Source organism: Mesorhizobium sp. M7A.F.Ca.AU.002.02.1.1 (assembly GCF_003998535.1).
Classification (GTDB): domain Bacteria; phylum Pseudomonadota; class Alphaproteobacteria; order Rhizobiales; family Rhizobiaceae; genus Mesorhizobium; species Mesorhizobium ciceri.
In genome coordinates, this window is sequence record NZ_RZPB01000177.1 from 1 (window position 1) to 9,247 (window position 9,247).

A 9,247-nucleotide genomic window follows, 5' to 3' on the forward strand; every position below is an offset into this window, starting at 1 on the left:
GCGTCACCTCGGTCAATCCGAACGAGACCGACCCCGGCCTTTTGGTGCAGACGCTGGAGATCGTGCAAGGGCTGGTCGACCTGCCGCTGTCGATCGACAGTTCCGTCACCGCCGCGATCGAAGCCGCACTCAAGGTTGCCAAGGGCCGCCCGCTGGTCAACTCCGTCACCGGCGAGGAAGAAAAGCTCGAAGCCATCCTGCCGCTGGTCAAGAAGTACAACGTGCCGGTCGTCGCCATCTCCAACGACGAGACCGGCATTTCGATGGACCCGGACGTGCGTTTCGCCGTCGCCAAGAAGATCGTCGAGCGCTGCGCCGATTTCGGCATTCCGGCGCATGACGTCGTCGTCGACCCGCTGGTGATGCCGATCGGCGCGCTGGGCGATGCCGGCCGCCAGGTCTTCGCGCTGCTGCGTCGTCTGCGTGAAGAACTCAAGGTCAACACCACCTGCGGCCTGTCCAACATCTCTTTCGGCCTGCCGCATCGCCACGGCATCAACGCCGCCTTCATCCCGATGGTGATCGGCGCCGGCATGACCTCGGCCATCATGAACCCGGTGCGGCCGCAGGAAATGGAAGCCGTGCGCGGCGCCAATGTGCTGAACGGCACCGACGAGAACTGCACCAACTGGATCCGCACCTACAAGGATTACAAGCCGGCCGAAGGCGGCCAGGCCGTTGCCGCCCCGACGCAAGTCAATGCGCCGGGCGACGGCGCCGGCAATGGCGGTCGCCGCCGTGGCGGCCGTGAAGCCCGGATGGGCCGAGGATAAGCGCGCAATCGTGAATTCACCTGCAAACATCACCGACCCGCTCGTGCTGTTCATGCCGTCGGGCAAGCGCGGGCGGTTTCCTGTTGGAACACCCGTGCTAGACGCCGCGCGCCAGCTCGGCGTCTATGTCGAAAGTGTGTGCGGCGGACGCGCCACTTGCGGGCGTTGCCAGATCGAAGTGCAGGAAGGCAATTTCGCCAAGCACAAGATCATTTCGTCCAACGACCACATCACGCCCAAGGGCGCCAAGGAAGAGCGCTATGAGCGCGTCCGCGGCCTACCCGAACGGCGTCGCCTCTCCTGCTCGGCGCAAATCCTCGGCGACCTCGTCATCGACGTGCCGCAGGATACGGTCATCAACGCGCAGACCATCCGCAAGGATGCCGACACCAGGGTCATCGCCCGCGATGCGGCGATCCGCATGTGCTATGTCGAGATCGAAGAACCCGACATGCACAAGCCGCTTGGTGATCTCGACCGGCTGAAGATCGCGCTGATGCACGATTGGGGTTTGAAAAGCCTCGATTTCGATTTTTATCTGCTGCCGCAGGTGCAAGGCATCCTGCGCAAGGGCAACTGGACCGCGACCGCCGCCATCTACAAGGATGCCGACTCTGAGACAGCGCGCGTCGTAGCACTTTGGCCCGGCCTCAAGAACGAAGCCTATGGGCTGGCCTGCGATATCGGCTCGACCACCATCGCCATGCATCTGGTGTCGCTGCTGTCGGGCCGCGTCGCCGCCTCGTCGGGCACCTCGAACCCGCAGATCCGCTTCGGCGAGGATCTGATGAGCCGCGTCTCCTATGTGATGATGAACCCGGACGGCCGCGAGGGCATGACGGTCGCCGTGCGGGAGGCGATCTCGGGTCTCGTCGACAAGGTCTGCGCCGAAGGCAATGTCCAGCGCAACGACATCCTGGACAGCGTCTTCGTCGGCAATCCGATCATGCACCATCTGTTCCTCGGCATCGATCCGACCGAGCTTGGCGGCGCGCCCTTTGCGCTGGCTGTCTCAGGTGCGGTGCATATCAAGGCATCCGACATCGGCCTGAAGCTTAACCAGGGCGCCAGGCTCTACATGCTGCCTTGCATCGCCGGGCATGTCGGTGCGGATGCGGCGGCGGTGACGCTGTCGGAAGGCCCGCATCGCCAGGACGAGATGATGCTGATCGTCGATGTCGGCACCAATGCCGAGATCGTGCTCGGCAATCGCCAGCGGGTGGTTGCGGCCTCCTCGCCCACCGGCCCTGCCTTCGAGGGCGCCGAAATCTCCGGCGGCCAGCGAGCAGCGCCCGGCGCCATCGAACGCGTACGCATCGATCCCGATACGCTTGAACCGAAATACCGCGTCATCGGCTCTGAACTGTGGTCCGACGAGCCGGGCTTCCTGGAAAGCGTCCAGGCGACCGGCGTCACCGGCATCTGCGGCTCCGGCATCATCGAAGTGGTGGCGGAGATGTATCTCGCCGGCATCATTTCCGAGGACGGCGTCATCGACGGCGGGCTTTCGGCGCGCTCGCCGCGCGTTACGGCCAACGGCCGCACCTTCTCCTATGTGCTGAAGGACGGCTCCGCCGCATTGACGGAAGATGGGCCGAAGATCACCATCACCCAGACCGATGTGCGCGCCATCCAGCTTGCCAAGGCAGCGCTTTATGCCGGCACCAAGCTGTTGATGGAAAAGCAGAACACCGAGCATGTCGACCGCATCCATTTCGCCGGCGCCTTCGGCTCCTTCATCGATCCGAAATACGCCATGGTGCTGGGCCTGATCCCGGATTGCGACCTCGACAAGGTCTCGGCGGTCGGCAACGCCGCCGGTGCCGGCGCGCGCATGGCGCTGCTCAATCGCGGCTACCGCCGCGAGATCGAGGACACGGTCAGCAAGATCGAGAAGATCGAGACGGCGCTGGAACCGAAATTCCAGGAGCATTTCGTCTACGCCATGGCGCTGCCCAACAAGGTCGATCCGTTCCCGAAACTGTCGGCAGCGGTGAAACTGCCGCCGCGCAAGACGGTCAGCGAGGATGGCGTTGCCGGCGACGCCGCTCCGCGCCGGCGTTCGCGCGAAGGCCACGAGGGGCGGAGGCGTGGACGGGAATAAGCGGCCCGCCCCCGCCAACACCTTTCGAAACTCATTTGCATGCAAATGTTTCCGGATCGTCTGATCCGGAAACCAAAACGCTGTTTTCGTGAAATTCGCCAGATACATGGCAGGCGCATTCAACCGGCATCGAACGGCAGGCAGGAAATATCTTTCAGCCGCCGCAACGCTCCAGGGGAGACAACGATGTCAATGCTCGAAAGCCTGAGCCGCTATGGCACCGCCATCAGACAAGCCCATGACCGCAGCAAGGCGCGGCGCCTGCTGAACAGCCTGCCGCCCGAAATCCAGAAGGACATCGGCTGGCCGGTGTCGCCGCGATCCAGTGAAAGGGCATCCCTCAGCAACGCTATCTGGAGCGCCGCGCGCTGATGACCTTCGCCGAGAAATGCAAATTGCTCGGCATGCGCCGGGAACCTCGCATGTCCCCGGCGACCACCAGCAACCGGCTGCGAGCCGCACTTTTACCGCGTCGCTGACCACTGCGGCGCGGATCAAACCGCCGTGTAGACGCGGGCGCAAATCTTGACATTTTCAGCCACGGCACAATCTTTCGATTTAGGGGGTTCTCTTAGTCGGCTTTGGCCGAAGTTCGTGTATCCGCATGCCAAGTTTGAAAAGCCATGTCGTGTCTTTTGTCTTGCGGCACAGCCGTAAGCAGGCATTTGCCAGTCCGGAAAATCTGCAGCGCTGGATCGCGGCCGCGCGCAAGACCGAGAACCACCGGCCGCCCGCCTCGCTACACCAGCGTCTCGATATCGAGATGCATACGGTCGGTGGCTTCCCCGTATACGAAATCCCACCCAAGTCCGGCGAACAGAAGCGGATTCTCTACTTGCACGGCGGCGCCTATGTCTTTGAAATCACGCCCTATCATTGGCACCTGATTGCCGACATGGCGGATCGGTTGGGCTACGCAATCACGGTGCCGATCTATCCAATTGCCCCCGAACATGATTTCCACGCCATGTTCGGGATGGTTGGCGATGTTTACCGGCAGATGCTCGCCGAGACGGAGGCCGAGGACATCGTCTTCATGGGCGATTCCGCCGGCGGCAACATGGCTGTGGTGCTGACCATGATGGCCGCCGAAGAAGGACTGTCCCTGCCGTCACGACATGTGCTCATTTCGCCGGGTCTCGACGTGTCGCTCACCAATCCCGCAGTGTTCGAGGCGGAACGCAACGACCCTTGGCTGGGCATAGCTGGCGGACGAGAGGCGATTCGTCTGTACAGTGCCGGCATCGATCCCAGCGACTGGCATATCAGCCCGGTCTATGGAGATCTGTCAGTGCTGCCAAGAACACTGCTTTTGACTGGCTCGCGCGATCTTTTGACGCCCGACAATCTGATCTTCGCGGAAAAAGCCCGCGCCGCCGGCGTTGAAATCGATCTTGTCTATGAGGAAGGCATGTTCCACGTCTGGCCGCTGATCGACATGCCGGAGGCCCGGCGCGCCCGCGAGCGCATCGTCGAATTTCTCGGGGAGAGCCGGATCGTGCAAGACACGAGACTAAGGCCTGAACAGCGCCCCGCCGAAGCGGCGGAGTAGCTCTATATTGTCGTCCTTACCAGCCGGTCAGAACTTGCCGGTTTCCCGGAACACTTCGAAGGTCGCGCGGATGTGGTCGGCGACGGCCTTGACCGGCGCGCTGGCGTCCGGCGCCACCACCATCGCCAGATTGTAGGTGCCGATGTCGGGCATGCCGTCCTTCGGGCAGAGTTCGACCATGTCGTTGCCGAGAAACGACTTCGGCAGCGGCGCCACGGCGAGATCGGACATGATCGCGGCGCGCTGGCCGGCCGTGTGCGCGCTCATATAGGCGATGCGGTAGTTGCGGCCCTCGCGGCCAAGCGCAACGAGCGCTCCGGCGCGCCAGGCGCAGCCCTCTTCCCAAAGCGACACCGGCAGCGGCTCGCGCAGATGCGCGCAGCCGCCCTTGGCGCCAGCCCAGACGATCGGCTCGGTCAGCAGCACCTCGGCGCCGAGCGCGCTGGTCTTGTAGGAATTGGTCAGCAGCGTGATGTCGAGCGCCCGGTCGTCCATGCGCCGGCGCAGATTGCTGCTCTGGTCGATGGTGACGTCGACGGCGATCGACGGATGCGACTGCGCGAAACGCTTCAGCACATGCGGCAGCACGCGCTCGCCGTAATCGTCCGGCGAACCAAGCCGCACGACACCGACAATCTCGGGAATGATGAACTTCGACACCACCTCGCGGTTGATCGACAGCAGCCGGCGGGCATAGCCGAGCAGCATCTCGCCGTCCGTGGTCAGCGACACCGAGCGGGCGTCGCGCGCGAACACGGAGCGGCCGAGAATGTCCTCCAGCTTCTTGATCTGCATGGAGACGGCCGAAGGCGTGCGAAAGACGGCATTGGCGGCGGTGGTGAAGCTGCCGGTCTCGGCAATCGCCACGAAAGTGCGCAAAACGTCGAGATCGAGCAGTGGCAGCGGATGATTGAGCGGGGCGTTCATGGCAACCGACCTTCAATTTTTCTGATACAAAACATCACTCCATTTCGTTTGATTGAACATCAGATTGGGAGGATAGTCAACTCCATCGAATGAGGCAGCTGCCACAAGCAGCCATGAAACGACCCCGACACAGACCTGCATTCGACACGAAATGAAGTTGAAACAAACCCGACGTAACCAACGCGCTGTCTGGCACCCGCCAGCCACCAAAGGAGAAAGAAATGTCTATCCTGTCGTCTCTTGGTCGCATCGCGACCGAATTCAGCGCGGCACGCGCCCGCTACCAGACCGAGCGCGCCATCCGTTCCTTGCCGATCGAACTGCAGAAGGATATCGGCTGGCCTGAGGCTTCCGACACCAAGACCGGTACTCGCAATGGCATCGGATCCTGGGCTGGAGCAAAGTAGATCGTGTGTACTATGTGCTGAAGGCCTGCCGCGCGAACCGCCCGGCAGGCCTTCTTTATTTTATTTGTATACAAATGAGTTTTGGAGCCATGTCGCCAACGCATGACGCATATGAGAAAGCCGCATAGCAGCTCCTGTTTTCACTTAATGTCTTGTAAATGATCGTAAATTTTGAGCACCTTGCCCAAATCTGTCGCAATCGATGTCGCATTTCATATCAAGCGGTTCGCTTTTGCGATTTAGTTTCTGCTTACACAAGCCTATATCAGCGCCAGCAAACGAGCTGCCCCACTCCATCAAGCGAAGGCGACCCGTCTGAGCAACCGAATGGAGATGATTATGAAGCTTTTTGCCCGCCTCTTTGCCCGCCGCGAAATGAACCTGACCACCGCTCTCGAGCGTCAGCGTCTCGCCAACACCATGCCCGGCCAGACTGGCGCCATGAATGCGGCGCGCCTCGGCTTCGTCGCCTGAAGATTTTCCAGGCAGCGCATCCCTGCCGCTGCTTTAAAACTGCAACGCCGCCTGCCTCCAGCCAGAGCGGCGTTTTTGTTCTGCGCACAGGCTGTACGCTGCCTGTCCCTTGAACAGTTCGTGCCACTTCCGGGCCCCGCTGCACGCCGATTGCCCATTTGCGACCCATGTCGCAAATTTAATCTTGTCGTAGCGGCGTAGCCGATTGACAGACATGGTTTTTCCTGATGTCGCTATGCTATTCGCGACATCCTGTTCGCGCCATGGCTGTGTGAGGTTCCCTTGAACGCCGTAAAGCATCCGATCAAGCGGTCGTTTGTATTCTTCCTTATTCCCGATTTCACCATGATCGCCTTTGCGACCGCGCTCGACCCGCTGCGCTCGGCCAATCGCATGCTCGGCTACGAGGCCTATCGATGGCGCCTCGCCAGCATCGACGGCAAGCCGGTGCGCGCCTCGAACGGAGTCGAGTGCGCGGTCAACACGTCGCTCGAGGATGAACGCAAGAAGATGGCAGGTCCCGATCGGCCGAACATGGCCATCGTCTGCAGCGGCATCAATGTCGAGCGCTACCAAAACAAGTCCGCCTTCGCCTGGCTGCGCGAGGAATACAATCGCGGCGTCGCCGTCGGCGGCCTGTGCACCGGCGCGCATATCCTCGCCGCCGCCGGCCTGTTGTCCAACAAGCGCTGCGCCATCCACTGGGAGAACCTGCCGGGCTTTTCCGAGGCGTTCCCGAAGGCCAATGTCTTTGCCGACCTCTTCGAGATCGACCAGAACATCTACACCTGCGCCGGTGGCACCGCCGCACTCGACATGATGCTGAAGCTGATCGGCGACGACTTTGACGAGAACCTCGTCAACCGCGTCTGCGAGCAGGTGCTGACCGACCGCGTGCGCAGCCCCACCGACCGCCAGCGCCTGCCGCTGCGCGCCCGCCTCGGCGTCCAGAACTCGAAAGTGCTGACCATCATCGAGTTGATGGAAGGCAATCTGTCGGAGCCGCTGTCACTGATCGAGATCGCCGATCATGTCGACCTGTCGCGCCGCCAGATCGAGCGGCTGTTCCGCACCGAGATGGGCCGCTCCCCCGCCCGCTATTATCTCGAAATCCGGCTCGACCGCGCTCGGCACCTGCTGATCCAGTCCTCGATGCCAGTGGTCGAGGTGGCGGTCGCCTGCGGCTTCGTCTCGGCCTCGCATTTCTCCAAATGCTACCGCGAACTCTACGCCCGCTCGCCGCAGCAGGAGCGCGTCGACCGCAAGCAGCTGCTGGCCGCCTGAGCAGAGGTGTCACGTGAGGCGGCTCTGGACGCCCCGAAACGTGATCTTCCTCGCCTCAAGCGTCTGTTGAGCGAGCCAAGTATCTTTCCAGATGATCAGGCTGTGTCGGTCTGACTACGCCTGCGCCGTGCGCATCGCCTCGACCCGAATATCCTCGGTCAGCCGCGCTTTCAGCGCCGAGAATTCCGGGCTGGTCTTCAGCGTGTAATGGCGCGGATGCGGCAGGTCGATGGCGACATCCGACTTGATGCGGCCAGGCCGCGCCGTCATCACGATGACGCGCGAGGCCATGAAGATCGCCTCCTCGATGTCATGGGTGACGAACAGCACCGTCTTTTGGCGCCGTTCCCAGATGCCGAGCAGCAGTTCCTGCATCAGACCGCGCGTCTGGTTGTCGAGCGCGCCGAACGGCTCATCCAGCAACAGGATCTCCGGATCGTTAGCCAGCGCCCGGGCGATCGCCGTGCGCTGCTGCATGCCGCCGGAGAGCTGCTTCGGCCAATGGTTCTCGAACCCTTTCAGGCCGACGAGATTGACGTAGGAAGCGACGACCCCGTCCCGCTCCTTTTCGGGCATTCCGCGTTCGCGCAAGCCGAAAGCGATGTTCTGCGCCACAGTCAGCCAGGGAAACAGCGTGTAGGACTGAAAGACCATGCCGCGATCCGGCCCCGGCCGGGTCACCGCCTTGCCGTCGAGCAGCACACGGCCCTCGCTCGATGCTTCCAGGCCCGCGACAATCCTGAGCAGTGTCGACTTCCCGCAGCCGGACGGCCCCAGAATAGTGATGAAGTCGTTGGCGGCGACCGCCAGGTCGATCGGCATCAGCGCCTTGACCGGCTGACCGCCGCGCACGCCGGCAAAGGTGCGCGAAACGCCCTCGATGAGAAGCTTGTTCACGCCAGGCTCCACGGAAAGAGCCAGCGGTTGAAGGCCTTGAAGGCGAAGTCGGACAACAGCCCGATCAGTCCGATGACGATGATGCCGAAGATGATCTGACCCGTCGCCAGCCGCGACTGACTGTTGATGATCATGTAGCCGATGCCGGATGACGAGCCGATCAGTTCCGCGACGATGACATAGGTCCAGGCCCAGCCGAGCACCAGCCGCAGCGTCTCGGCGACCTCCGGCGCATTGGCCGGCATGATCACCCGGTTGACGATGCCGCTGTTGGTGGAACCCAGCGTGTAGGCGGCCTCGACCAGATCGCGTCGTGTGCCGCCAACTTTGACCGCGATGATGAGGACGATCTGGAACACCGAGCCGACGAAGATGACCAGCAGTTTTTCCAGCTCGCCGATGCCGGCCCACAAGATGAGCAGTGGGATGAATGCCGACGCAGGCAAGTAGCGGGCGAAGGAGACAAAAGGCTCCAGAAACGCCTCCACCGGCTTCCAGGCGCCCATCGCGATGCCAAGCGGTACCGCGACGACCGAGGCAAGCAGGAAGCCGCCGAAGACGCGCCAGATGGTGATCAGAACGTCGAGCCAAAAACGGTCTTCGACCAAAAGCCGCCAGCCATCCCGCAGCATCGACAGCGGATCGGCGAGGAAGATGCGGTTGACGTGGCCGCCTAGCGTGATCCAAGCCCAGAAGGCCACGAAAAGCACGAAGAAGGAAATGCCGAGCACGGTTCGGATGCCCGGCGAGACTGGATGCAAGGGGCGCATCGTCAAATCGTCGCCATTTTCAAATGGTCCCCATGCTCAAATCGCGCTTTGTCCAAGAG

Annotated in this window: 10 protein-coding genes; 7 read left to right on the top strand and 3 right to left on the bottom strand. The window is 62.2% G+C overall.

The window, feature by feature from the left end; all coding sequences use genetic code 11:
- The 4 genes from EN879_RS13445 to EN879_RS13460 all read left to right on the top strand — a co-directional run.
- Positions 1–773 (top strand): dihydropteroate synthase (locus tag EN879_RS13445; RefSeq protein WP_127274086.1); only part of this gene is annotated, 773 nt, incomplete at its 5' end.
- Positions 724–2,877: an ASKHA domain-containing protein gene (locus tag EN879_RS13450; protein ID WP_063168205.1), complete on the top strand. Its 2,154-nt coding sequence runs from the start codon at positions 724–726 to the stop codon at positions 2,875–2,877. The genes EN879_RS13445 and EN879_RS13450, both read left to right, overlap by 50 nt.
- Positions 2,878–3,063: 186 nt before the next feature.
- A complete protein-coding gene (locus EN879_RS13455) occupies positions 3,064–3,249 on the top strand; it encodes a hypothetical protein (RefSeq protein ID WP_027160508.1) in 186 nt (61 codons plus the stop codon).
- Between the two features lie 232 nt (positions 3,250–3,481).
- Positions 3,482–4,429 carry an alpha/beta hydrolase gene (locus tag EN879_RS13460; RefSeq protein ID WP_024501316.1) on the top strand — a complete coding sequence of 316 codons (948 nt, stop codon included), beginning with the start codon at positions 3,482–3,484 and terminating at the stop codon, positions 4,427–4,429.
- A 27-nt stretch (positions 4,430–4,456) separates the two neighbouring features.
- Here the strand turns inward: EN879_RS13460 and EN879_RS13465 are convergent, their stop codons facing one another.
- Positions 4,457–5,356 carry a LysR substrate-binding domain-containing protein gene (locus EN879_RS13465; RefSeq protein ID WP_127274087.1) on the bottom strand — a complete coding sequence of 300 codons (900 nt, stop codon included), beginning with the start codon at positions 5,354–5,356 and terminating at the stop codon, positions 4,457–4,459.
- Positions 5,357–5,577: 221 nt separating this feature from the next.
- Between EN879_RS13465 and EN879_RS13470 the strand changes: the two genes are divergently transcribed.
- From EN879_RS13470 to EN879_RS13485, 3 genes are all read left to right on the top strand, one after another.
- A complete protein-coding gene (locus EN879_RS13470; RefSeq protein WP_013531162.1) occupies positions 5,578–5,763 on the top strand; it encodes a hypothetical protein in 186 nt (61 codons plus the stop codon).
- Between the two features lie 339 nt (positions 5,764–6,102).
- Positions 6,103–6,237 (top strand): hypothetical protein, encoded by a 135-nt coding sequence (locus EN879_RS40595; RefSeq protein ID WP_013531161.1) that lies wholly within the window; start codon positions 6,103–6,105, stop codon positions 6,235–6,237.
- Positions 6,238–6,582: 345 nt separating this feature from the next.
- Entirely contained in the window at positions 6,583–7,521 is a 939-nt protein-coding gene (locus EN879_RS13485; RefSeq protein ID WP_348625597.1) for a GlxA family transcriptional regulator, read from the top strand.
- 114 nt (positions 7,522–7,635) lie between these two features.
- On the opposite strand, the gene EN879_RS13490 is transcribed toward EN879_RS13485, so the two are convergent.
- A complete protein-coding gene (locus tag EN879_RS13490; RefSeq protein ID WP_013531158.1) occupies positions 7,636–8,418 on the bottom strand; it encodes an ABC transporter ATP-binding protein in 783 nt (260 codons plus the stop codon).
- Positions 8,415–9,188, bottom strand: a complete 774-nt coding sequence (locus tag EN879_RS13495; protein ID WP_063168206.1) for an ABC transporter permease — start codon at positions 9,186–9,188, stop codon at positions 8,415–8,417. The genes EN879_RS13490 and EN879_RS13495 overlap by 4 nt, the downstream gene beginning before the upstream one ends.
- Positions 9,189–9,247: the final 59 nt, after the last annotated feature.

Coding starts and splice junctions, on each gene's coding strand:
- EN879_RS13470 (WP_013531162.1), top strand. CDS start 5,578: ATGTCTATCCTGTCGTCTCTTGGTCGCATCGCGACCGAATTCAGCGCG.
- EN879_RS13450 (WP_063168205.1), top strand. CDS start 724: ATGGCGGTCGCCGCCGTGGCGGCCGTGAAGCCCGGATGGGCCGAGGAT.
- EN879_RS13465 (WP_127274087.1), bottom strand. CDS start 5,356: ATGAACGCCCCGCTCAATCATCCGCTGCCACTGCTCGATCTCGACGTT.
- EN879_RS13460 (WP_024501316.1), top strand. CDS start 3,482: ATGCCAAGTTTGAAAAGCCATGTCGTGTCTTTTGTCTTGCGGCACAGC.
- EN879_RS40595 (WP_013531161.1), top strand. CDS start 6,103: ATGAAGCTTTTTGCCCGCCTCTTTGCCCGCCGCGAAATGAACCTGACC.
- EN879_RS13455 (WP_027160508.1), top strand. CDS start 3,064: ATGTCAATGCTCGAAAGCCTGAGCCGCTATGGCACCGCCATCAGACAA.
- EN879_RS13485 (WP_348625597.1), top strand. CDS start 6,583: ATGATCGCCTTTGCGACCGCGCTCGACCCGCTGCGCTCGGCCAATCGC.
- EN879_RS13495 (WP_063168206.1), bottom strand. CDS start 9,188: ATGCGCCCCTTGCATCCAGTCTCGCCGGGCATCCGAACCGTGCTCGGC.